The sequence below is a fragment of the Streptococcus infantis genome (assembly GCF_015546995.1).
Taxonomy (GTDB): domain Bacteria; phylum Bacillota; class Bacilli; order Lactobacillales; family Streptococcaceae; genus Streptococcus; species Streptococcus infantis_J.
In genome coordinates this window covers 64,506-87,174 of sequence record NZ_JADMUH010000004.1, presented here as the reverse complement: position 1 = coordinate 87,174, position 22,669 = coordinate 64,506, and the positions used below count along the sequence as shown (strand labels likewise).

Here is a 22,669-nt window from a genome sequence, read left to right as displayed (position 1 = left end):
TTTGGTAGAAATAGCTAAAATTGCCTCAAATATGGTAAAATAGAAGGAGTATATTGTGAGGAAAATGGATGTCAACCACTTTTGAAATTTTAATGAATCAGTTGGGTATCCCCGCTGAGATAAGAAATCATGAGGCCTTCTCCCAGGCTGAAATTGAACAAGTTATTGTACACAAACAAAGTAACATTTGGGAGTTTCGTTTTGTCTTTGAGAATATTCTGCCCTTTGAACTCTTTTTAGCATTGAAGAAGGGATTGAAAGAAGAATTTTCAAAAACGGGAAATCAAGCGACTTTCGAAATTAAAACGAAAGATCAAGATTTTTCAAGAGAGCTTTTACAGGCCTACTATCGGGAGGCTTTTTCAGATGGGCCTTGTTCTAGCCAAGGCTTTCGGACCATGTATCAGGATTTTCAGGTTCAATTTGAAAATGATCAGTTGATTATTGAGGCCTCTGAAGCAGCAGATACAGAGCATTTCAGAAAAAATCATTTGCCAAATCTTAGCAAACAACTTGAGCTCTTTGGTTTTCCTAAGTTTACATGGCATTTAGAGAAAAATGAAGATTTGACAAAGGAAGAGCAGGAAGCTTTCCATTCGGAAAATCAAATGATTGTTCAGGCTGCCAATGATGAGACCCTTCGAGCTATGGAACAGTTAGAACAGATGGCACCGCCTCCTCCAGTTGAGGATAAACCTGTCTTTGATTTCCAAGCCAAGAAGGCAGCTGCTAAGCCTAAACTCGACAAGGCAGAGGTAACTCCAATGATTGAGGTCAATACCGAAGAAAATCGACTGGTTTTTGAAGGGGTTGTCTTTGATGTGGAGCATAAAGTGACTAGAACGGGTCGTGTCTTGATTAATTTTAAGATGACGGACTATACGTCTAGTTTCTCCATGCAAAAATGGGTCCGAAACGAAGAAGAAGCTCAGAAGTTTGACATCATTAAGAAAAATTCATGGCTCCGTGTTCGTGGAAATGTCGAGGTCAATAATTTCACACGAGATTTGACCATGAATGTGCAAGATGTGCAGGAAGTTGTTCACTATGAACGTAAGGACTTGATGCCAGAAGGTGAGCGTCGCGTTGAGTTTCATGCCCATACCAATATGTCGACTATGGATGCTCTTCCTGAGGTTGAGGAAATCGTTGGAACAGCAGCAAAATGGGGCCACAAAGCAGTGGCAATCACAGACCACGGCAATGTTCAGTCTTTCCCTCATGGATATAAGGCAGCCAAGAAAGCTGGTATTCAGCTCATTTATGGAATGGAAGCAAATATCGTTGAGGATCGTGTTCCTATCGTCTATAACGAAGTGGAGATGGATCTTTCTGAAGCTACCTATGTAGTCTTTGACGTGGAAACGACTGGTCTATCAGCTATCTATAATGACTTGATTCAGGTGGCCGCTTCCAAGATGTATAAGGGCAATATCATTGCTGAGTTTGATGAATTTATCAATCCTGGACACCCCTTATCAGCTTTTACTACTGAGTTGACTGGAATTACTGACGATCATGTAAAAAACGCTAAACCCTTGATTCAAGTTCTGAAAGAATTCCAAGAATTCTGTAAAGATACCGTTCTTGTAGCCCACAATGCAACCTTTGACGTTGGCTTTATGAATGCTAACTACGAGCGTCATGGACTTCCAAAAATTAGCCAACCTGTCATCGATACGCTAGAGTTCGCAAGAAATCTCTATCCTGAGTACAAACGCCACGGTTTGGGTCCCTTAACCAAACGTTTTGGCGTAGCTCTAGAACACCACCATATGGCCAACTATGATGCGGAAGCAACTGGCCGTCTGCTCTTTATCTTTATCAAGGAAGTGGCAGAAAAACACGGTGTGACAGATTTGGCACGATTAAACCTTGATTTAATCAGCCCAGATTCCTATAAAAAAGCTCGCGTCAAGCATGCGACCATCTATGTGAAAAATCAAGTGGGCTTAAAAAATATCTTTAAGCTGGTTTCTCTCTCAAATACCCAGTATTTTGAAGGAGTTCCACGAATTCCACGTACGGTTCTGGATGCCCATCGAGAAGGTTTAATCTTGGGTTCTGCTTGTACAGAAGGAGAAGTCTTTGATGCAGTCGTATCACAAGGTGTAGATGCGGCAGTCGAAGTAGCTAAATACTATGACTTTATCGAGGTGATGCCTCCAGCTATCTATGCACCTCTGATTGCCAAAGAGCAGGTTAAGGACATGGAGGAGCTTCAGACCATTATCAAGAGCTTGATTGAGGTCGGAGACCGTCTCGGTAAGCCAGTTCTTGCGACAGGAAATGTCCACTACATCGAACCAGAGGATGAGATTTATCGTGAGATTATCGTGCGAAGTCTAGGTCAGGGTGCCATGATTAACCGAACGATCGGCCATGGAGAAGCTGCCCAACCAGCTCCACTACCAAAGGCGCATTTTAGAACAACCAATGAAATGTTGGATGAGTTTGCCTTTCTAGGAGAAGATTTGGCTCGTAAGATTGTCATTGAAAATACTAATGCCTTGGCAGAAATCTTTGAGCCTGTCGAGGTTGTTAAAGGCGACTTATATACACCGTTCATTGACCAAGCTGAAGAAACGGTCGCCGAGTTAACCTATAAAAAAGCTTTTGAAATCTATGGAAATCCACTACCTGATATCGTTGATCTACGGATTGAAAAGGAATTGACCTCTATCTTGGGGAATGGTTTCGCCGTAATTTATCTGGCTTCACAGATGCTAGTGCATCGTTCCAACGAACGAGGTTATTTGGTTGGTTCCCGTGGGTCTGTTGGATCTAGTTTCGTTGCGACCATGATTGGAATTACCGAGGTCAATCCGCTCTCTCCTCACTATGTCTGTGGTCAGTGTCAGTACAGTGAGTTTATCACAGATGGTTCTTACGGTTCAGGTTTTGATATGCCCAATAAGGACTGTCCAAACTGTGGCTACAAACTCAGCAAAAATGGCCAGGATATTCCTTTCGAGACCTTCCTTGGTTTTGATGGGGATAAAGTACCTGATATCGATTTGAACTTCTCAGGTGAAGACCAACCGAGCGCACATTTGGATGTTCGTGATATCTTCGGGGAAGAATATGCCTTCCGTGCAGGAACGGTTGGTACGGTGGCTGCTAAGACAGCCTATGGATTTGTCAAGGGTTACGAGCGTGACTATGGCAAATTCTACCGAGAAGCCGAAGTTGAGCGCCTAGCCCAAGGAGCTGCTGGTGTTAAACGTACGACCGGTCAACACCCAGGAGGAATCGTTGTTATCCCTAATTATATGGATGTCTATGACTTTACTCCAGTGCAGTATCCTGCAGATGATGTAACTGCTGAATGGCAGACCACTCACTTTAACTTCCACGATATCGATGAGAACGTCCTCAAGCTCGATGTCCTTGGACATGATGATCCGACAATGATTCGCAAGCTCCAGGACTTGTCAGGCATTGATCCAAATGATATCCCTATGGATGATCCTGGTGTCATGGCCCTCTTCTCGGGTACAGATATCCTGGGAGTGACACCTGAACAAATCGGCACTTCGACCGGTATGCTTGGAATTCCAGAGTTTGGGACCAACTTTGTTCGCGGAATGGTGGATGAAACTCATCCGACGACCTTTGCGGAGTTACTTCAGCTTTCTGGTCTGTCTCATGGTACCGACGTTTGGTTGGGAAATGCCCAAGACTTGATTAAGGCTGGAATTGCGGACCTATCAACCGTTATCGGATGTCGGGATGACATCATGGTTTACCTCATGCACGCTGGCCTGGATCCAAAGATGGCCTTTACCATCATGGAGCGAGTGCGTAAGGGCTTGTGGCTCAAAATCTCTGAAGAAGAGCGCAATGGTTATATCGAAGCCATGAAGGCCAATAATGTGCCTGAGTGGTATATCGAATCTTGTGGAAAAATCAAGTACATGTTCCCTAAAGCCCACGCGGCAGCCTACGTTATGATGGCCCTTCGCGTGGCCTACTTCAAGGTTCACCATCCGATTTATTATTACTGTGCATACTTCTCAATCCGTGCCAAGGCTTTTGATATCAAGACCATGGGTGCAGGCTTGGATGCTATCAAACGTAAGATGCAAGAAATTGCTGAAAAGCGTAAGAACAATGAAGCTTCCAACGTAGAAATTGACCTCTACACAACACTTGAAATCGTCAATGAGATGTGGGAACGTGGCTTTAAGTTCGGCAAATTGGACCTCTATCGCAGTGATGCGACTGAATTCATCATCGATGGAGACACCCTTATCCCACCATTTGTAGCGATGGATGGTCTGGGAGAGAACGTTGCCAAACAATTGGTTCGTGCCCGTCAAGAGGGAGAATTCCTCTCTAAAACTGAACTCCGCAAACGTGGTGGACTTTCATCAACCTTGGTTGAAAAGATGGATGAAATGGGCATTCTCGGCAATATGCCAGAGGACAATCAGTTGAGTTTGTTTGATGATTTGTTTTAATGTAACGGAGGACATTTGATGAAACTCAGAATTTTTGCGGAAGACAAGCCAGCTGAGAAGGTGTTTGAGTATCAATTGGAACTTGCTGATCAGACAATTCTTCTATCGACAGCACTCTTGTCAGGTACTATTGCGCTAGTAGGGCTACTTTCTGCTTTGAAAGAAAAATAAAAATAGAAAAGAGAAACAAGATGGTTTTACCAAATTTTAAAGAAAATCTAGAAAAATACGCTAAGCTTTTGGTTGCAAACGGAGTGAACGTGCAACCTGGTCATACCTTAGCTCTCTCTATCGATGTGGAGCAACGTGAGTTGGCTCACTTAATCGTCAAAGAAGCCTATGCACTTGGAGCGCACGAAGTTATTGTTCAATGGGCAGATGACTTTGTAAACCGTGAGAAATTCCTCCACGCGCCAATGGAGCGTTTGGACAATGTGCCAGAATACAAGATTGCTGAGATGAATTATCTTCTTGAAAACAAAGCGAGTCGTCTCGGTGTCCGTTCTTCTGACCCAGGTGCCTTGAACGGAGTGGATGCTGAAAAGCTTTCAGCTTCTGCTAAAGCTATGGGAATTGCTATGAAGCCAATGCGTATCGCGACTCAATCTAACAAGGTTAGCTGGACTGTGGCTGCCGCAGCTGGACTCGAGTGGGCTAAGAAGGTCTTTCCAAATGCTGCAAGTGACGAAGAAGCAGTGGACCTCCTTTGGGACCAAATCTTCAAGACCTGCCGTGTCTACGAAGAAGACCCAGTTAAGGCTTGGGAAGAACATGCAGCTATCTTGAAGAGCAAGGCAGAGATGCTAAATAAAGAGCAATTTTCAGCCCTTCATTACACAGCGCCTGGAACAGACTTGACACTTGGCTTGCCGAAGAACCACGTTTGGGAATCAGCAGGAGCGATCAATGCTCAAGGCGAAGGTTTCTTGCCAAATATGCCAACAGAAGAAGTCTTTACAGCTCCTGACTTCCGTCGCGCAGATGGTTATGTCACTTCTACAAAACCTCTTAGCTACAATGGAAATATTATCGAAGGCATCAAGGTGACCTTTGAAAATGGTCAAATCGTTGATATCACAGCTGAAAAGGGTGATCAGGTTATGAAGGACCTCGTCTTTAAGAATGCTGGTGCGCGTGCCTTGGGTGAGTGTGCCTTGGTACCAGATCCAAGTCCAATTTCTCAGTCAGGGATTACCTTCTTTAACACTCTTTTCGATGAAAATGCTTCTAACCATTTGGCTATCGGTGCAGCCTATGCAACGAGCGTTGTTGGTGGAGCTGAGATGAGCGAAGAAGAGCTGGAAGCTGCAGGACTTAACCGTTCAGATGTTCACGTTGACTTTATGATTGGTTCGAACCAAATGGATATCGATGGTATCCGTGAGGATGGAACACGCGTACCACTCTTCCGCAATGGAGATTGGGCAATTTAAGGAGAAACTATGCTTGGAAGTATGTTTGTCGGTCTTTTGATCGGACTATTAGCAGGAGCTATCACCAATCGTGGAGAACGAATGGGATGTTTTGGAAAAATGTTCTTGGGCTGGATTGGAGCTTTCTTGGGTCAGTTACTATTTGGAACCTGGGGACCTATCCTAGCTGATACGGCCATTATCCCATCAGTTTTAGGAGCCATGATTTTATTAGCCATCTTCTGGGAAAGAGGAAGCTAGGTTTCGGTTTAAATGCTTGTTTAATAATAAAAGATAAAAAGAGGTTGAAACTGTTTCGACCTCTTTTAACATTCAAAAGGGATCATGGGAGATGCAGTGACTGGTTCTTTTTATATTGCGTCAAGTATGGTACAATAAAAACATGAGAATTCAACAATTACACTATATTATCAAAATCGTAGAGACTGGTTCGATGAATGAGGCTGCCAAGCAACTTTTCATTACACAACCTAGTCTATCAAATGCCGTTCGTGACCTAGAAAATGAGATGGGAATTGAGATTTTTATCCGAAATCCTAAAGGAATCACCCTCACACGTGATGGGATGGAGTTTCTATCCTATGCCCGTCAGGTTGTCGAGCAAACGCAACTTCTAGAAGAACGTTATAAGAATCCAATCGCTCATCGCGAGCTTTTTAGTGTGTCTTCGCAACACTATGCCTTTGTAGTTAATGCCTTTGTTTCCTTGCTCAAGAAAAGCGATATGGAAAAGTACGAGCTTTTTTTGCGTGAAACCAGAACTTGGGAAATCATCGACGACGTCAAGAACTTCCGAAGTGAAGTGGGGGTCCTCTTTTTAAATAGCTATAACCGGGACGTTCTTTCGAAGATGTTGGACGACAACCATCTGGTTGCTCACCATCTCTTTACAGCCCAACCCCATATCTTTGTCAGCAAGACCAACCCTCTTGCTAAAAGAGACAAGGTACAGTTGGCAGATCTAGAAGACTTCCCATACTTGAGCTATGACCAAGGTACCCATAATTCCTTCTATTTCTCGGAGGAGATTTTGTCTCAGGAACACCACAAGAAATCCATCGTTGTTAGTGACCGTGCGACCTTGTTCAATCTCTTGATTGGTTTGGACGGCTATACCATCGCGACTGGTATCCTTAATAGTAACCTCAATGGAGACAATATCGTTTCGATTCCACTTGATATTGATGATCCGATTGAGCTGGTTTATATCCAGCATGAAAAGACAAGCTTGTCCAAGATGGGTGAACGTTTCATCGAGTACCTACTTGAAGAAGTTCGCTTTGACAGCTAATGCAACTCTATTAGAAAAGAAAAGGAAAAATGACACCAATGAATACCAATGATTTTGATTTCCACTTGCCAGAGGAGCTGATTGCACAGACACCTCTGGAAAAGCGCGATGCCTCTAAGCTCTTGATGGTCAATCGCAAAACAGGAGAATTTCAAGATCGCCATTTTCACTCAATTATTGAAATGCTAGAGCCAGGTGATGCCCTGGTTATGAATGACACCCGCGTACTACCCGCGCGACTTCATGGCCAAAAAGAAGAAACAGGGGGTCACGTTGAACTCTTGCTCTTGAAAAATACAGCAGGAGACGAATGGGAAGTCTTGGCAAAGCCAGCTAAGCGTCTCAAGGTTGGTACCCGTGTTGTCTTTGGGGATGGTCGCCTAAGCGCAGTCGTGACCGAGGAATTAACCCATGGTGGCCGTATTGTTCGCTTTGAGTATGAGGGAATTTTCCTAGAGGTGCTTGAAAGTCTGGGAGAAATGCCCTTGCCTCCTTATATCCACGAAAAGTTGGATGACCGTGAACGGTACCAGACCGTCTATGCCAAGGAGAGTGGCTCAGCTGCTGCCCCGACTGCAGGTCTGCATTTTACCAAAGAATTATTAGAAGAAATTCAGCAGAAAGGTGTTCACCTAGTCTACCTGACCTTGCACGTTGGACTTGGGACCTTTAGACCTGTTTCAGTCGATAATCTAGATGAACACGAGATGCATTCAGAGTTTTATCAGTTGTCTGAGGAAGCTGCTGCAACCTTGCGTCAGGTCAAGGACAATGGTGGTCGCGTGATTGCTGTGGGGACAACTTCTATCCGTACGCTCGAAACCATCGGAAGCAAGTTTGATGGTCAAATCCAGGCTGACTCTGGCTGGACCAATATCTTTATCAAACCAGGCTATGACTGGAAGGTGGTGGATGCTTTTTCTACTAATTTCCACCTGCCGAAGTCTACCTTGGTCATGCTTGTCTCAGCTTTTGCAGGCCGTGAATTGGTCCTCAAAGCCTACCAGCATGCTATCGATGAAAAATACCGTTTCTTTAGCTTTGGCGATGCCATGTTTATCTACTAAAAAACGAGCAAATCAAAACTAGAAATAAAAGGGCTAATTCCTACTTGGATTAGCCTTTTTTCGATATATGATAGCTATTGAATTAAAAGCAAATAAATGATACACTGAAGACTACGACACAGCCGTCGAAATCTATGTAAAATCTGACGAGCTATTTTTATCTGTGTCTATTTCAAAGGAGATTTTTATGAAAAACAAAACATTGCGCTATACGAGCCTATCAGTCCTGACCTTGTTGACTGCCTTGACCTTAGTTGCCTGTGGTGGAAAGACTGACAAGAATACGTCATCTTCAAACCAAAAGGAGACAACAAGCAAGGTGACTACAGAGTCCGCAAGTAAAACTGAAGCAGGCCAAAAAGAGGAGCAGAAGTCAGAAACAAATAGTGCGACAGAAGCTACAACCACTCAAGCAGAACAAAAGGAAGATAAGCAAAAATCACAAGAGGCTTACGCTAAGTTTGTAGGGATTTGGGAAAACTACGCGGGAACAACTGCAACAGTCACAGCAGATGGAATTGTAACGATCCAAAGTTCAAATGGAACCTTTAAATACGAGATGGGGCAAGTAGAGGAAAAAGACGGCTACTACTTAACAGGTATTCATCTTGTCGGTGGTGGGCAAGGGGCACGACTGATCTTTACCCCAGCTGGAGTCCAAAATGAAGTGACAGGTACAGATGGCAGTCAAGATGTCTTGTCTATCGGTCAATCTGTAAGCGACAAAGATAACCAGTTTTACCGTAACTAAGAACATCAATCAGAAGTAAGGGTGGAGAATTGTCCTTGCTTTTCTATGTTCTCAAAGCATAAATTTTTTATCATTCAACTATACATGACGTTTAAGTTGGATAATGAACAAGTCCACTTTAAAGTGAAAGATAATAAGGATAATATCAAAAAAGCCCTGTTTTTAGGGCTTTTTTATTACTTGCTAATATAAGAAATCAATTCCGTAGTTTTCTTTTAGATAGGTCGCTAACTCGGCTTTTTCTTCCTCTCTAAATCGACAAAGGCTAAGGGTGAGACGTAATTTCAAGGAGCTTGTATCGATGATGACGTTTGACTTAGAAATATCTTCTAGCTGGGTCACCTCTCTCAGATCGAAGTCTAAATAGTAAGCCTTGCTGTTAACGTGGTCGGGGTCACTGACATCCACTTCAACATAAGATGCTCGCAACAATTCTTCTTTTGGGATGAAGATTTCCTTGGAAAAGAAGAGCCCGGGATAGACATAAATGCCTTCAAAGGTGAATTCAAAGGAAAGCCTGCGACTAGTCAGTCTTTTGATACCTGCAATCGTTGAATAGATAGCAGCGAAAAAGAGGATGGTTGGACCCACCGTGAGAAGACTAAGCTGGGAAAAGTCGATTAATCCATGCGCGAGGAAAAAGAAAAATTGAAAGAATACACCCGCCGCAAAGACTAGATAGCCGACACCGACAAATTTTGAATAATAGATTTTCATAAAACCTCCAAATATAGAATTGAACTCACCAACGCTCAGTAGAAGGCGTATAGGTCGTGCAGAGATAAAATTCTAGGTATTCCCATCATATCCTATGGAGCGAAGTTCTGTCAACCTTTTAGCAAGATATAGCTCTTAGCTATTCTATGACCTAGTAAGTTGGTTTATGGTATACTAGGATAATAAAATTCCAAAATTTGAAGACTTGTTTTCATAAATAGAAAGAGGTATGTATGTTTTTTCTCGGACGCCGTCGTGTTTTTATCGGCGAATGCAATGGACAGGCTGTTTATTATGACCAAAAGACAGGAGAGGCTTTAGCTGCTCCAAAGAGTGTCTTGCTCAATACTGCAGGCGCTCGTGACACGAATTCCTTTATTCCTGAATTGGTAGTTCTCTTTCTAGCAAAATGGAAAGAGAACTTTTTTCTAATTAAGCAGATCATATTTCTGTTTAAACAATTCAATTTTATCATTGCAGTAATTGATTAAATCTTGTGCTTTTTCAAATGTGTAGCCTTTTTCAGATACCGACTTGACTTTCTTCTCATCAAAATAGTAGCCAGTCAAGCCCCTGACTTCCTCTGATAAGGTGAGATAATAACCTGTTTCGATTCCCTGATCTAGATCTTTTGAAAGAGACTTCATCAGGCGTCCGAAGAGAGACTTTTTTGTCTTTTCATCACTAGAATTATTCCCTAAGTTAGTCGAGATAAGACCAGGATGATAGGCATTGATGGTGATGTTTGAACCTCTTAAAAAGAAGTCTCTTGCCAGATAGCGTGTCATCCAAATAGTGTAAAGTTTTGAATTATTGTAGGCCAATCCTGGATTGTATTCTTTCTCAAATCCAAAGTCCAAATCCTTGACCTTGGCAAAATGATGCATATAGGAAGAAGTATTAATGACACGGCTGTCAGCCGATTTTTCTAACAAGGGGCTTAGCTCAGTTGTTAACAGATAGGGAACGAGAACGAATAACATAAAAGTCAACTCGACATTTTTAGCACTCGCTTTTCGTTCTTTTCCTGCATACAGGCCTGCATTGTTAAACAAGACATCGATCCTTTGAAAGTCTCGCTTGATTTCCCCTACAAATCGATAAACATCGTCTAATTTTGAAAAATCTGCCAAGTAGCTCGAAACTCTGCCTCTCAAGGAAACGGCCCGAACCTCTTGAAGCGCCAGCTCAAGTTTTTGAGGATTGCGACCATGGAGGATGACCTGATGGCCTTCACTGGCTAATTTCTTTGCCAAATGTTTACCGATACCGTCAGTAGCACCTGTAATCAGAATCGTTTTGACCATATTAGTCCTCCAAGAAAGCAATGAGTTCTTTTGAAAACTCCTCTGCATATTGGAAGATCGAACCGTGACCAGCATTTGGATAGATGATCAGCTTACTATCTTTTATTTTCTCATGCATATCATAAGAATTTTCTGTTGGAACCTGCATATCCTTGTCCCCGTTGACGATTAAGGTTGGTTGGGTGATAAATCTTAGGTCGTCTTGAGAATCTTTCCCCCAACCTTTAATAGCTTTGAGTTGAGTCAAGAAACCAGGCACACTCATGTCTTTGTCCGCAAATTCCTTGGTTCGCATTCCCATTCGTCCGAGAACTTTCAAAGCTTCGATTTTTCCTTGTTCATCATGGTTATAGAAGATATAGCGTTTAGGATCGATGCGCTCGAGTCCAGCTTTAAACATATAGTTAAATGTTTTCCCTGTGACCTTATCAATCTCTTTTCCACCTCGAGGTCCTGTTCCTGCTATAATGAGACGATTGACCAAATCAGGCTTGATTCGGACCATTTCTTGGGCAATCATCCCTCCCATAGAAAGACCTAGGAGATTGATTTTATCGTAACCAAGGGATTGAATAAAGGCAATCGTCTGCTCAGCCATTCCAGAAATGGTTGGGGCCACTTTTCCTTGACTGGCTCCCACACCAGGAAGGTCGACCACAATCACATGGTGCTTTTCAGCAATCAAGTCCAAAAGTTTTGGATCCCAGTTGTCGAGGGTTGCTGCCAAGTGGACCAGCATCAGAAGAGGTAGTTTTGATTTGCCTTTGCTGAGTTCGCGATAGGCAATTTTGTTCCCTTCAACAGTGATGTATTGATTTTTAGTTGTAAGATATGACATTGTCTTTTCCTTTTTATTTCTTAAAGCTGAGGACAGTTTTTCCACGTGAGCGACCATTAGCGACCTTGTCTAAGGCGCTATTCACTTCTTCAAATGGATAGACTGTATCGATAGATGGCTTGATTTCTAATTTGCTAAAGAGGTCAGCTACCTCTTGTAATTGAGCACCATTGCTTTCCACAAAGATAAAATGGTAGTGAACGCCGTATTTGTCAGCCATCTTATCAAATTTGCGACCAGCTAAGCCAAGAATCATCTGTTTCCATTTTGGCAGGTTCATGCGTTTGGCAAAGTCACCATTTGGCATAGCACGGAGGGAAACAAGCTGACCACCTTTTTTCATGATAGACATTTGTTTTTCAGTCTCAGCGCCACCAAGGGTATCGAGGACATAATCAACCTGGCTAACAGTTTTTGTATAATCCTCTGTTTTATAATCGATAAAGCGGTCTGCTCCTAGGTTCAATACACGCTCAGCGCTATCTCCAGCCCCATTGGTAATGACCTTCAAACCTTTAGCCTTAGCAATCGGAATGGCCATACCGCCGACACCGCCTGTACCACCAGAGATAAAGATGGTTTTGCCAGCTTGAGCCCCCATGAGTTCTAAGGCTTGCATAATGGTTAAGGCAGTCAAAGGAACAGCAGCGGCTTCCTCGTCAGACAGATAGTCTGGAACCTTGGCTAGAGCCTGACTATCGACAGCTACGTATTCTGCAAAGGCACCAATATGATTAAGTGGTAAACGCCCAAAAACTCGGTCTCCGACTTTGAGATTTTTGACTTGTCTACCTGTCTCTTCAATGATACCGACCACTTCATTTCCAGCAGTTTGTGGAAGTTTGTAAGGGACGATCACCTTTACTTCACCACGGGAAATCATGTTATCCAGAGGATTAACACCAGCTGCGGTGACTTTGACCAAAACTTCTTTGTCTGTGATGCTTGGTTTTGCGATTTCTGTGATGTTTAGTGTGATATTGTTTTTGTTATAAGTAGTATGTTGTGCGACTTTCATTGTCTACCCTTTTCTATTTTTTGTTGTATCCGATAGAGATACAAGCATAGTCTTTTTAAAACTGATCTGCATGCAAATCAGTTTCGTTTTTGTTTGGCATCTTTATAAAGATTGTTAATGACATCTTCTAAGGTTTGCTGGGCTAGTTCCTTATCAAGTTGAGCTTCAGCGCTAGCAAATAGTGGCGAAATGGCAGCTTGAATATGTTTCCCTACTGGGCAATCCGGATTGCTATTTTGGTGAACGGGAAATAAGCTGATGTGGTTGACTTCTTGTGTGGAAAAATAAATCTCAAGTAAGGTCACTTCCTTTGGGGACTTACTGAGTTGATAGCCTGTTTTTCCTTGATGGGAAGTAATTAAGCCAGCGTTTTTCAATAAGGCAATCACCTTACGAATATAACTAGCGTTGGTTCCGACGCTCTCAGCCAGAGCTTGTGAACTTAAGGTATCCTTGCTCTCGCTAATCATGGTTAGGATATGTAAGGCTACTGAAAATTTTGTATCCATATAAACTCCTTTGGATAACTTGTATCTAATACGAGAACAAGTATATCACAAATAAAATGAAAAGCAAGACTTTTGTTTTAAATTTTTAAAATATTTTTGAAGAGTGTCATCAGATTAGAGATGTCTGGAAAGGCAGTTCATAAAAAATAGTGAGATAAACTTGTTTTAAAGAAACAGCATCTCCCCTCTCTGCTTGATCAAACATATCTTAGTTTGTGCCTAGTAAACTTTGTTTAATAATCTAATTATATGTTATTTCATTCCGTTTTTTTGTTCTTTTCAAAGCGTTATGAGGACTTGAAACTTCTTTTATGATTTTTAATTAGTAAAATGTTGAACTATAGTGAGTTTTGTGTCACAATAGATAGTATATAAATCATTAATAGAATAGAAATAATATTTTCTTACCTTTACAAGTAGTATTGGTTAGACATTTTTTCGTCTCAATTGTACTTATCTCTCAAGTTTAGCTAGTTTTTATAAGCTCTGTTTTCGAATCAATAAAACAAATTTTAGAAGTGCATAAGACAAGATGGTGACCTTACTACAGTCATCGCTAATCGCTATGTCTTGCTGGTACAGACTGTTTGTGCCGTTGGCTATTTACCAGTCAATTTGATCAAAGGGCTTAATTATTATTTTTGAAAGGTCTTTTATGGAAAAAATTCTTTCTTTAGGTCTGACAGGTAAGAAATTACTTGTTCAGGGTTTCTTGTTTGTTCTGCTAGGTCTTATCTTGATGGTCACGGGAACTTGGTTGCCAGTGACGGTTATTCGACTGGTTCTGTTTTTAGCTTGGATAGCAACGGTCTTAGATTTAGTATTACGTATTTTCAAAAAAAGTCAGTCAACGGACACCTTGGGAGTTGCACTGGTTAAATTGTTAGTGATGGGATATTTGCTAGGCTCGAATCTTGCTACTGATGTGCCAATTTATATTTTGGCTCTTGTGATTGGAATTTATCAGATTTTTCATGCTAGTATCAACCTTGTCACCTATGTTCTCTACCGCAAAAACAAAATTCGACCTCGTTTTCGTTTCTTACTAGATGGTCTCGTACTAGTTTTTCTTGGTGGGACTAGTCTTTTGTCCTCTACGGGAAATTCTGTCTTTCAACTCTTTGTTTTAGGGGCTTATTTTTGCCTTTATGGTGTGTCCAATATCCGTGACGGTTTCTTATTTGAAAAGGAAATTGGGAAAAACCATCTCAAACGTCGTGTCAGAATGAGCTTACCTATTGCCCTAGCCGCTTTCATCCCTGCAAGTACTTTAGCAAAAATCAATAAATTCATGCAGGAAAATGCTGATGAGGAAGAGGAAATCTATCTTGGAATGGTGAAGTTTGGTAAGACAGCAGATCTTGAAATTTTCGTTCATACAGCGGAGACTTCTCTATTTTCAGCTATTGGTCATGTGGACCTTTGTTATCAAGGACGTGTGATTTCTTATGGAAACTATGATCCGTCATCTGAGACCTTATTTGGTATGGTTGGAGATGGTGTTTTATATTTTTGCGACCGTGATAAGTACATTGACTTATGTAAACGGGAGAGTCAAAAAACGCTATTTGGTTACGGAATAGATTTGACACCGGAAATGGAAGAAGCGGTTCAGGAAAAATTAGCTGAATTAAAACAACTAACGATTCCTTGGGAGCCAAGCGCAGATAAAATTAAAACGGAAGATGGTAAGGAAGACTACACCTACGCTTATAAAATCAGACATGAGACGGATGGGGAACTTTATAAATTTATCAAATCTAAGTTTAAATCCTACTTTGTCTTGTCCACAAACTGTGTGCTCTTGGCTGATACCATAGTCGGTCAAGCTGGAACAGATATCCTCTCACCAAAAGGATTTATCGCACCAGGAACTTATCAAGCCTACCTTGACCGAGAGTTTGAAAAACCAAATAGTATAGTCGTATCTAAACATGTTTATTAAGGAGAATTTATGAAGTTAGTTAGAAAATACACCCCGTTAATCCTTTTTATAGGGCTGGTTGCTCTTGTGATTCTGAATGCGTCGAGCTTTATATCAGGAGCAATCTCTTTCTTTGACGTGACTTCAACCTTGATTTATGGCGCTGTTATTGCTTTTGTGCTCAATGTTCCCATGAAAAAAATTGAACAATTGCTAGTCAAAATGAAGGTAAAGGCAGAGTTGCGTCGTCCGATTGCCATGGTACTTGTTTTCCTAGCTCTTATCTTAATCGTGATAGGTCTTTTGGTTTTGGTGCTACCAACCCTAGCTCAGACTATTAGTCAGCTGGGAACAGTCCTTTCAACAGTCCTGACTCAACTTGGGAAATTGCTAGACGGCTCGGAATTTGTAACCAAAGACATGTTGTCAACTATTGTATCAGGCATACAGGGACAGTCTAGTTCTATTAGCCAAGCCTTGATAGGTTTCTTATCGGGTCTGACTAGTAATATCGGCAATATTTTTTCAAGTTTGATGAATGCCTTTTTGATTATAGTCTTCACCTTTTCATTTTTATCCAGTAAGGAACATTTGGCAGCGATGACGAGCCGACTTCTGAAAGTCTTACTTTCAGAGAAGGTAGTGACAAAGTTGGCTTACATCGGACAAATAGGACTAGAAACTTATGATCAGTTTTTGATGAGTCAGCTAATTGAAGCAGTCATCATAGGAGTTATGGTAGCGGTTGGCTATAGCCTATTTGGACTACCCTATGGGGTAATGACAGGTATCTTTGCAGGAGTGCTGTCTTTCATTCCTTATGTTGGTCCTATGATTGCTTGTGTGCTAGGAGCGATTTTTATCTTTACAGTCAGTCCAAGTCAAGCTTTACTGTCTATCCTTCTTTATCAAATTATACAGCTGATTGAGGGAAACCTTATCTATCCCAAAGTTGTGGGTCAATCTATCGGCTTACCAGCTCTCTTCACACTTGCAGCAGCTAGTATTGGAGGAAATCTATTTGGCTTACTTGGAATGATATTCTTTACACCCATATTTGCTGTTATCTATCGATTGGTTAAAGAATTTGTCGTTGCAAAGGAAAATCAGGTAGATTGAGAAAGACTGAATTTAATAAGATATACTAAGAAGAGAGTGAAAGATTCTCTTCTCTTTTATTTCTAAATGACTTGCTCTTGTTCTGTTGCGAAAATTTATGAATTCATAATAGCCCATTTTAATCTCTATGCGGATTGGCCATGTAATATGGGCACAAATTAGTATAGTTTAGTTAATTATAGACTAGCTCTGTACTGTAAAAAACAGTTGGTCTTATCAAATATTGCTAGCAATTGATTGAGAATAAATGATAAGTTTGATAAGGTTGGAAAACCTTTATAATGATTTGCTACAAAAAGTTATTTGACATCAAAAAAGCCTTGAAATCAAGGCTTTTTCCTGTTGATTTAGATGCCCCCTACATGAATTTGTAAGAACTTTTCATATTGAAAATAAACAAAAGTGTTGAAATATAGCTGATTTTAGGGAAATACTTTTAGGTGTTTTCACTGTCAGGCTTTAAAAACGTGGCAAAAGTGGGGCAAAAACGAATGACTCACATTTGGTTTGAAAATCTATAATACCTAATGATTATGCCATACTAGATATATAGTGTTGTTATAAATAAATGTCAGTGCGAGTTCAAATCGGAGGATAAAATGGAAAAACAAATTAATGAAAAAAAAGCCTTGGAAAACCAAGGCTTTTTTAATGCTATAAACTCATTAAAAGAACCCCCAGTTAGATTTGGAATATTTTTTATTCTGTGTCACATAAAAATAAATAAAATGAATGGCTATAGCTAGAGTAAAAATGGTTGCAATACTCAACACTGTTATAGGATTAGAAGCGAAAAGCAAAGAGAGAATCAAGGCAGCCAGATAGAGTGTCGCTTGAGCACAGTAGTAACTTCTCGGATAGCGAAGATAGTTTTTGTTATAGGGCCCATTTGCTAGGACAGCAGCTTGGAAGAGGCCAATTCCGATATAAAAGAAGCTGATTGCAACGAGAAGATTAGCCTCGGGATTCAGGAGATAACCCATCGAAACTGTCATCAACATAAGCCCGATGAAAATAGGATAGTGACTATAAATTACAAATAATCCCTTTTGACTAGATCCTTCATCAATAGCATGGTCAAATTCGCCAAAATAAAACAAGAACAGGGAAAGCATGATAACGAAATTGAGAACCGAATAAATCGAGAAATTCTCGACTGTAAAGAAGCTAGCTAGCCCAACAACCATCTCTCCAAACGTAATAATGACAAGAAGGGAGACGCGCTCGATTAAATGGGGAAGATTTACCTGGAAATGCTCATCTTTAGTAATCAAGAAAATTGGCACAATAAATGTTAGCAGAATACTAGCAATAAAGATATAGACTCCAACGTAAATAGGGAAAAGAGCTGCCAGATAGACTCATAAACTTCCTAGACCTGTTAACCATAGAAAACCTTTGATACTTTCCCGATCAGTATTATCGGTTGATTTTCTAAAAAATTCAACCAAATATTGAAAAAATAAGGTAAGGGTCAATGTACCAACAGCCCAACAGGTATAATAGAACCATTGTTGCCAATTGTATCCAATCATATTGGACATAAAGAGCATAAGTCCCATGTTGATAAACATGATTACCATGTTAAATAACGAGTTTGTTCCATAGCGATTGGTATAAATGGTTTGAATCATCCAGGAATTGATGATAACCATGACAGAGATGAAGAAATCAAGTAAAGAATCCCAAGCCACAACACCGCTATGAAGAGGGTGAATTAAAGCAGTTGCTTTTGAAATTGCAAAAACAAACACTAGGTCATAAAATAGTTCTGAAAATTCTACACGTTTATGCTTAATAAGAGTTGTCATATTAATACCTTTCTACTTTAGAAATACAATACATTATAACAGAAAATGGTAATGAAAGAAAAGGATATGCTTAAATAATTTCATGTGGCGCGAATTGTCAAAACCTTGACTTCTTTTGTCATTTACTTGAAAAAGCAACCCTGACGAGTTGCTTAAAATCCTATTAAAAATTAACTGTGTCAGGATCATTCTGAGTTTTGATGCCTTGAATCTTATCCAAGACTGCCATATCTTCCTCTGATAAGTCGAAGCCGAAGATATCCAAGTTGGCTTCAATATTTTTAGGTGTCACAGACTTAGGTAGTGGCAAGAAACCTTTTTGAAGGCTCCAACGCAGAGCAACTTGTGCTACAGATTTACCGTTACGTTCAGCCACTGCTTCAACATCTTCATTTCCAAAAATGCTACCTGTACCTAGTGGACTATAGGCTTCAAGAAGGATATCGCGCTCTTGGCAATAGGCAACTAAGTCTTTTTGGTCACAACCTGGAGCAAAGAGGATTTGATTGACATGTGGCACAATTTCAGCCGTTTCAAGAAGAGCTTCTAGGTGATGTTGCATAAAGTTAGACACACCGATAGCACGCACCTTACCTTCTTTGTAGGCTTCTTCCATTGCCTTCCAAGCGCCTGCATTACCAGACTTCCAAGCATCATTCTCACGAAGTGCCTTTGGATTTGGCCAATGGATAAGCAAAAGATCCAAATAATCCACACCGAGTCTTTCGAGAGACTCATCGATAGAAGTCTTAGCCAACTCGTAATCGTGCTTATCATTCCAAAGTTTGGTAGTTAGGAAAATATCCTCACGTGCCAAATTACTATCAGCAATCGCCTTACCTACAGAAACCTCGTTACCGTAAATTTGTGCGGTATCAATATGTGTGTAACCAGCCTTAAGTGCGAAGCTAACGCTGTTATAGGCTTCTTCGCCTTCAGCAATTTGCCAAGTTCCAAAACCAATTTTAGGAATAGCAACCCCATTTGCAAGCGTATATGTTTCCATGATTTTCACCTTTTCTTTTTTTAATAGTACTATCTTAAATAAGATAAGGCAAAAATGCAAAGATTTGCTACGGCTATTATTATGAATAGTTCCTTACTTCTTTTTCCGATGTTCGTAACAGCCTTTGGAGATATTATTACTTGGGAAGAGAATGGATTTGTAAGAACTTTTCATATTGAAAATAAACAAAAATGTTGAAATATAGCTGATTTTAGGGAAATACTTTTAGGTATTTTCAATGTAAATATTTCAAAATGGGGCAAAAGTGGGGCAAAAACGAATGACTCGTATTTTGTTTGAAAACCTATAATACCTAATGATTATACCATACTAGATATATAGTGTTGTTATAAATAAATGTCAGTGCGAGATCAAATTGGAGAATAAAATGGAAAAACAAATTTCTACGTAGAATGGAATGCGAAAAAGTGATAATTAAAGAGACGAAAAAGCTGAGAATATGATTTCCCAGCTTTTTTGAATGCGATAGAAATAGCAACTAGACTATTTACGAAAGGCCTCAATAATGTAGGTGAAGCCAGTAACTAAAAATGAAAAGGCAATGACATAAACGACAAAGACACCTGTAGCCACTGGATTGAACAGAATCACTAGACCTAGTAAAAATTCAAGCAAGGCTACCCACATGATATTGCTACCAATAATAGGGAAAATCAATCTTAGACGATTGCCTTTAAAGAAAGCAATAATGGCTTCTACAATTAACCAAATTCCTACAATGGTCGGAATGACGACCGGCAGGGTCACAAAGCCATAAGCAACGAGGTAAAGAGCTAAGAGAAGACTAACAAATCCTTGGAAAAGATAAACAGGTGAGCGAAGCTCTTTTGGTGCAGAGAAATAGCCTAAAATAGCTGCTATAGAAGAAACCAGTAAACCAAATGAAATCCACCAGCTGTAAGCAACAAGATTAGCTACTGGGTTTGTAAATAGGAAAAGTCCTAAAAGGACAAAAACAACTCCTGCAAGGAATAGCAGTAAACGATTAGAAAATTTCATTTCAATACCCCCTATATAGTATAGTTTGCTAATAAAACTATTGTACTTATTTTTATAGAAAATGTCAATAAAATAAATAAACAATTTGGAAGTTTCAGTCTGACTTACAAAAAGAAAAGGAGTTTTCACTCCTTTTCACAGATTGAAGACAAAGTCCTTATAAAAGTGTCTTCTAAAGATTTTAACTTCAATCTGAAGCGAGGTTATCCTCGCTTTTTCTATTTATCAAACAATTCCTTATTTTCAATTAAGAGTTCTAGTGGAGATTTATCCCTTGCTTCAATAAAACCAGGTTCATATTGGTTATGAAGTGTTCTTTTCTGAGAAGTTGGATCAATATACAACTCATCTCCATCTTCTGTGTATAGTTGGTTGCCTCTTGTTAAGTAAAGTAAATCCTCTAAGTACTGTCCATCAGTTTCTAGAAAATCTTCGATGTATTTGACAGCTTTTAAAATCTCACTTACTTTATCAGAGTATTCATTAGATTCAAGAACACTCTTTTCTAACTCAATCTCTTTACTAGTTCCAAATAGTTGGGTTGGAGTTGCATTAAAATATTCTGCTATCTTATCCAAATTTGCAAAGGTAGGATAGCTTTTTTGTTTTTCGTAATCAGAGATGTCTGGAAAGATTGCTCATAAAAAAATGTGGGGCAAATGATGGGGCAAATCAGTTATAGACAAGCAAAAAAGCCTTATAAATCAAGGCTTTTTCCTGTTGATTTAGATGCCCCCTACAGGGCTCGAACCTGTGACCCATAGATTAAGAGTCTACTGCTCTACCAACTGAGCTAAGGAGGCAAATAAAAAGCTGTATTGGTGCCGAAACTTCACGGTTTGTATTGAACCCGCGCAATTAAGCAGGTGGGCAACTCGCTCTAACTGAAGCTGTTTCCGTGTGAGACGGCCTACATGCTGTTAGAAGACTTTTGTTTCCCTAATAATACAAAAAATAGTCGGTCAACACTTAAATGTGAAGTCGTACACCACAGCGTTTCTATGATTATATGATACCACTTTTTCAAAAAAAATCAAGGGAAAATTAAAAATTTTGAAAAGGATTTCATAAGTTTCGTAATTTATCAATGGTTTCCTTGCGTTGAGCCAGGGCACGTTCGTATTTTCCACTATCTTCTGGTGAGAAGTAGCTATGGTTGCGAATTTTTTCTGGCAAGTACTCTTGTTTGACCCAGTGACCTGGGTAGTTATGTGGATAGAGGTAGTTTTGGGCATTGCCTAATTCCTTGCTACCACTATAGTGGCCATCTCGCAGGTGACGTGGGATTGGTAGGTGGCCTGAGGTTTTAAGGTCAGACAGAGCCTTGTCCATAGCTACATAGGCTGAGTTGGATTTTGGAGAAAGGGCCAAATCAATCACAACATTGGCAATGAGGATGCGGGCTTCGGGGAAACCGATCCTCTGTGCTGCATCCAGAGCAGTCACGGTATGAATCTGGGCTTCGGGATTGGCCAAACCGATATCTTCATAAGCAATCACAGTCAAACGACGAGCTAGGCTAGGAAGGTCACCAGCCTCTATCAAGCGAGCAGCATAGTGGAGACTAGCGTCCACATCTGAACCGCGAATAGACTTTTGAAGGGCAGAAAGGACATCATAGTGTCCGTCTCCATCCTTGTCCATAGTGATGTAGCTTCTCTGAAGACTATTTTCCATGATATCCAGTGTAATATGGTGGATACCTTTGTCAGTAGCTGGAGTGGAGAGAACTGCCAAGTCCAGCGAGTTAAAGGCAGAACGGAGATCTCCGTTGGTCGATGTTGCTATAAAATCAAGGGCATCATCATCTAACTTAACTGGGAAATCAAAACCTCGTTCAGGATCTGTCAGGGCTATTTGAATGGCCTTTTTGACGTCTTGATTGGATAAGGGTTCTAATTCAAAAATCTGAACACGGCTACGAATGGCTGGAGTGACAGAAAAGAAAGGATTTTCAGTCGTGGCTCCAATCATGATGACCAGTCCACTTTCCAAAAGAGGCAAGAGGAAGTCTTGCTTGGTCTTGTCAAGACGATGAATCTCGTCTAGTAGCAGTACAAGGCCACCTGAGAATTTAGCTTCTTCAGCAATCTCTTGGAGACGTTTTTTACTATCAACAGTGGCATTGAAGGTTCTAAAGGCATATTTGGTCGTTCCAGCGATGGCTGAAGCGATACTGGTTTTTCCGATGCCTGGAGGTCCGTATAGTATCATAGAGGATAGGCGATTGGCTTCCACCATACGGCGGATAATCTTGCCTGGTCCAACTAGATGCTCCTGACCGATGACCTGGTCGATGGTTTTGGGGCGCATACGAAGCGCGAGATTGTCTGGCATAGCAGCCCTTTCTAACATGGATTTTCTGATACGAATGTGGTAATATGGTAGTATCTAT

The 22,669-nt window shown here is 40.6% G+C and carries 19 protein-coding genes, 1 tRNA gene and 1 pseudogene; 10 read left to right on the top strand and 11 right to left on the bottom strand.

The genetic code is table 11. The annotated features are described in order from the left end of the window. Positions 1–68: 68 nt before the first annotated feature. The 7 genes from I1J71_RS02605 to I1J71_RS02575 all read left to right on the top strand — a co-directional run bounded on the left by I1J71_RS02605 (position 69) and on the right by I1J71_RS02575 (position 9,005). The gene (locus tag I1J71_RS02605; RefSeq protein WP_195183604.1) at positions 69–4,463 is read left to right on the top strand and encodes a PolC-type DNA polymerase III; all 4,395 of its coding nucleotides are present in this window, start codon (positions 69–71) and stop codon (positions 4,461–4,463) included. Between the two features lie 18 nt (positions 4,464–4,481). Continuing rightward, positions 4,482–4,634, top strand: coding sequence for a hypothetical protein (locus tag I1J71_RS02600; RefSeq protein ID WP_049530728.1), 153 nt, complete (start codon positions 4,482–4,484; stop codon positions 4,632–4,634). Positions 4,635–4,654: 20 nt separating this feature from the next. Further along, entirely contained in the window at positions 4,655–5,896 is a 1,242-nt protein-coding gene (locus I1J71_RS02595) for an aminopeptidase (protein WP_016466266.1), read from the top strand. Between the two features lie 9 nt (positions 5,897–5,905). Next, entirely contained in the window at positions 5,906–6,136 is a 231-nt protein-coding gene (locus I1J71_RS02590; RefSeq protein ID WP_195183603.1) for a GlsB/YeaQ/YmgE family stress response membrane protein, read from the top strand. A gap of 142 nt (positions 6,137–6,278) precedes the next feature. Then, positions 6,279–7,187 carry a LysR family transcriptional regulator gene (locus I1J71_RS02585; RefSeq protein ID WP_049504432.1) on the top strand — a complete coding sequence of 303 codons (909 nt, stop codon included), beginning with the start codon at positions 6,279–6,281 and terminating at the stop codon, positions 7,185–7,187. 38 nt (positions 7,188–7,225) lie between these two features. Continuing rightward, a complete protein-coding gene (gene queA, locus I1J71_RS02580; RefSeq protein ID WP_195183618.1) occupies positions 7,226–8,254 on the top strand; it encodes a tRNA preQ1(34) S-adenosylmethionine ribosyltransferase-isomerase QueA in 1,029 nt (342 codons plus the stop codon). 187 nt (positions 8,255–8,441) lie between these two features. After that, positions 8,442–9,005, top strand: a complete 564-nt coding sequence (locus tag I1J71_RS02575; RefSeq protein WP_195183602.1) for an ABC transporter substrate-binding protein — start codon at positions 8,442–8,444, stop codon at positions 9,003–9,005. Between the two features lie 183 nt (positions 9,006–9,188). Here the strand turns inward: I1J71_RS02575 and I1J71_RS02570 are convergent, their stop codons facing one another. Then, positions 9,189–9,722 (bottom strand): hypothetical protein, encoded by a 534-nt coding sequence (locus I1J71_RS02570; protein ID WP_195183601.1) that lies wholly within the window; start codon positions 9,720–9,722, stop codon positions 9,189–9,191. A 233-nt stretch (positions 9,723–9,955) separates the two neighbouring features. Here I1J71_RS02570 and I1J71_RS02565 point away from each other — a divergent pair, with 233 nt between their 5' ends. After that, complete coding sequence (locus I1J71_RS02565) at positions 9,956–10,213, top strand: hypothetical protein (RefSeq protein WP_195183619.1); 258 nt, start codon at positions 9,956–9,958, stop codon at positions 10,211–10,213. Here the strand turns inward: I1J71_RS02565 and I1J71_RS02560 are convergent. The 4 genes from I1J71_RS02560 to I1J71_RS02545 form a co-directional block, all read right to left on the bottom strand. Further along, the gene (locus I1J71_RS02560) at positions 10,151–11,029 is read right to left on the bottom strand and encodes an SDR family NAD(P)-dependent oxidoreductase (RefSeq protein ID WP_195183600.1); all 879 of its coding nucleotides are present in this window, start codon (positions 11,027–11,029) and stop codon (positions 10,151–10,153) included. The two genes, I1J71_RS02565 and I1J71_RS02560, sit on opposite strands and share 63 nt — an antisense overlap. 1 nt (position 11,030) lies before the next feature. After that, a complete protein-coding gene (locus I1J71_RS02555) occupies positions 11,031–11,867 on the bottom strand; it encodes an alpha/beta fold hydrolase (protein WP_195183599.1) in 837 nt (278 codons plus the stop codon). 13 nt (positions 11,868–11,880) lie between these two features. Beyond that, positions 11,881–12,885 carry an NADP-dependent oxidoreductase gene (locus tag I1J71_RS02550; RefSeq protein WP_060955224.1) on the bottom strand — a complete coding sequence of 335 codons (1,005 nt, stop codon included), beginning with the start codon at positions 12,883–12,885 and terminating at the stop codon, positions 11,881–11,883. 77 nt (positions 12,886–12,962) lie between these two features. After that, on the bottom strand, positions 12,963–13,394 hold the full coding sequence (locus tag I1J71_RS02545; protein ID WP_060955225.1) for an Rrf2 family transcriptional regulator: 432 nt from the start codon (positions 13,392–13,394) through the stop codon (positions 12,963–12,965). Positions 13,395–14,049: 655 nt separating this feature from the next. Here I1J71_RS02545 and I1J71_RS02540 point away from each other — a divergent pair. Next, positions 14,050–15,339: a DUF308 domain-containing protein gene (locus I1J71_RS02540; protein WP_195183598.1), complete on the top strand. Its 1,290-nt coding sequence runs from the start codon at positions 14,050–14,052 to the stop codon at positions 15,337–15,339. Positions 15,340–15,348: 9 nt separating this feature from the next. Beyond that, on the top strand, positions 15,349–16,437 hold the full coding sequence (locus tag I1J71_RS02535; protein WP_195183597.1) for an AI-2E family transporter: 1,089 nt from the start codon (positions 15,349–15,351) through the stop codon (positions 16,435–16,437). Between the two features lie 665 nt (positions 16,438–17,102). Here I1J71_RS02535 and I1J71_RS02530 read toward each other — a convergent pair. The 6 genes and pseudogenes from I1J71_RS02530 to I1J71_RS02505 all read right to left on the bottom strand — a co-directional run bounded on the left by I1J71_RS02530 (position 17,103) and on the right by I1J71_RS02505 (position 22,611). Next, a pseudogene (locus I1J71_RS02530) lies at positions 17,103–18,248 on the bottom strand (low temperature requirement protein A). Between the two features lie 163 nt (positions 18,249–18,411). Beyond that, positions 18,412–19,254, bottom strand: a complete 843-nt coding sequence (locus I1J71_RS02525) for an aldo/keto reductase (protein ID WP_195183596.1) — start codon at positions 19,252–19,254, stop codon at positions 18,412–18,414. 504 nt (positions 19,255–19,758) lie between these two features. Next, a complete protein-coding gene (locus I1J71_RS02520; RefSeq protein WP_003004261.1) occupies positions 19,759–20,274 on the bottom strand; it encodes an HdeD family acid-resistance protein in 516 nt (171 codons plus the stop codon). Between the two features lie 218 nt (positions 20,275–20,492). Then, positions 20,493–20,909, bottom strand: a complete 417-nt coding sequence (locus I1J71_RS02515; RefSeq protein ID WP_225305933.1) for a helix-turn-helix domain-containing protein — start codon at positions 20,907–20,909, stop codon at positions 20,493–20,495. A gap of 95 nt (positions 20,910–21,004) precedes the next feature. Further along, positions 21,005–21,077 (bottom strand) — tRNA-Lys (locus I1J71_RS02510). A 262-nt stretch (positions 21,078–21,339) separates the two neighbouring features. Further along, a complete protein-coding gene (locus I1J71_RS02505; RefSeq protein WP_195183595.1) occupies positions 21,340–22,611 on the bottom strand; it encodes a replication-associated recombination protein A in 1,272 nt (423 codons plus the stop codon). Positions 22,612–22,669: the final 58 nt, after the last annotated feature.

Excerpts from the sequence above, each read along its gene's own strand:
- I1J71_RS02605 (WP_195183604.1), top strand. The coding sequence starts at position 69 with ATGTCAACCACTTTTGAAATTTTAATGAATCAGTTGGGTATCCCCGCT.
- I1J71_RS02600 (WP_049530728.1), top strand. The coding sequence starts at position 4,482 with ATGAAACTCAGAATTTTTGCGGAAGACAAGCCAGCTGAGAAGGTGTTT.
- I1J71_RS02595 (WP_016466266.1), top strand. The coding sequence starts at position 4,655 with ATGGTTTTACCAAATTTTAAAGAAAATCTAGAAAAATACGCTAAGCTT.
- I1J71_RS02590 (WP_195183603.1), top strand. The coding sequence starts at position 5,906 with ATGCTTGGAAGTATGTTTGTCGGTCTTTTGATCGGACTATTAGCAGGA.
- I1J71_RS02585 (WP_049504432.1), top strand. The coding sequence starts at position 6,279 with ATGAGAATTCAACAATTACACTATATTATCAAAATCGTAGAGACTGGT.
- queA (WP_195183618.1), top strand. The coding sequence starts at position 7,226 with ATGAATACCAATGATTTTGATTTCCACTTGCCAGAGGAGCTGATTGCA.
- I1J71_RS02575 (WP_195183602.1), top strand. The coding sequence starts at position 8,442 with ATGAAAAACAAAACATTGCGCTATACGAGCCTATCAGTCCTGACCTTG.
- I1J71_RS02570 (WP_195183601.1), bottom strand. The coding sequence starts at position 9,722 with ATGAAAATCTATTATTCAAAATTTGTCGGTGTCGGCTATCTAGTCTTT.
- I1J71_RS02565 (WP_195183619.1), top strand. The coding sequence starts at position 9,956 with ATGTTTTTTCTCGGACGCCGTCGTGTTTTTATCGGCGAATGCAATGGA.
- I1J71_RS02560 (WP_195183600.1), bottom strand. The coding sequence starts at position 11,029 with ATGGTCAAAACGATTCTGATTACAGGTGCTACTGACGGTATCGGTAAA.
- I1J71_RS02555 (WP_195183599.1), bottom strand. The coding sequence starts at position 11,867 with ATGTCATATCTTACAACTAAAAATCAATACATCACTGTTGAAGGGAAC.
- I1J71_RS02550 (WP_060955224.1), bottom strand. The coding sequence starts at position 12,885 with ATGAAAGTCGCACAACATACTACTTATAACAAAAACAATATCACACTA.
- I1J71_RS02545 (WP_060955225.1), bottom strand. The coding sequence starts at position 13,394 with ATGGATACAAAATTTTCAGTAGCCTTACATATCCTAACCATGATTAGC.
- I1J71_RS02540 (WP_195183598.1), top strand. The coding sequence starts at position 14,050 with ATGGAAAAAATTCTTTCTTTAGGTCTGACAGGTAAGAAATTACTTGTT.
- I1J71_RS02535 (WP_195183597.1), top strand. The coding sequence starts at position 15,349 with ATGAAGTTAGTTAGAAAATACACCCCGTTAATCCTTTTTATAGGGCTG.
- I1J71_RS02525 (WP_195183596.1), bottom strand. The coding sequence starts at position 19,254 with ATGGAAACATATACGCTTGCAAATGGGGTTGCTATTCCTAAAATTGGT.
- I1J71_RS02520 (WP_003004261.1), bottom strand. The coding sequence starts at position 20,274 with ATGAAATTTTCTAATCGTTTACTGCTATTCCTTGCAGGAGTTGTTTTT.
- I1J71_RS02505 (WP_195183595.1), bottom strand. The coding sequence starts at position 22,611 with ATGCCAGACAATCTCGCGCTTCGTATGCGCCCCAAAACCATCGACCAG.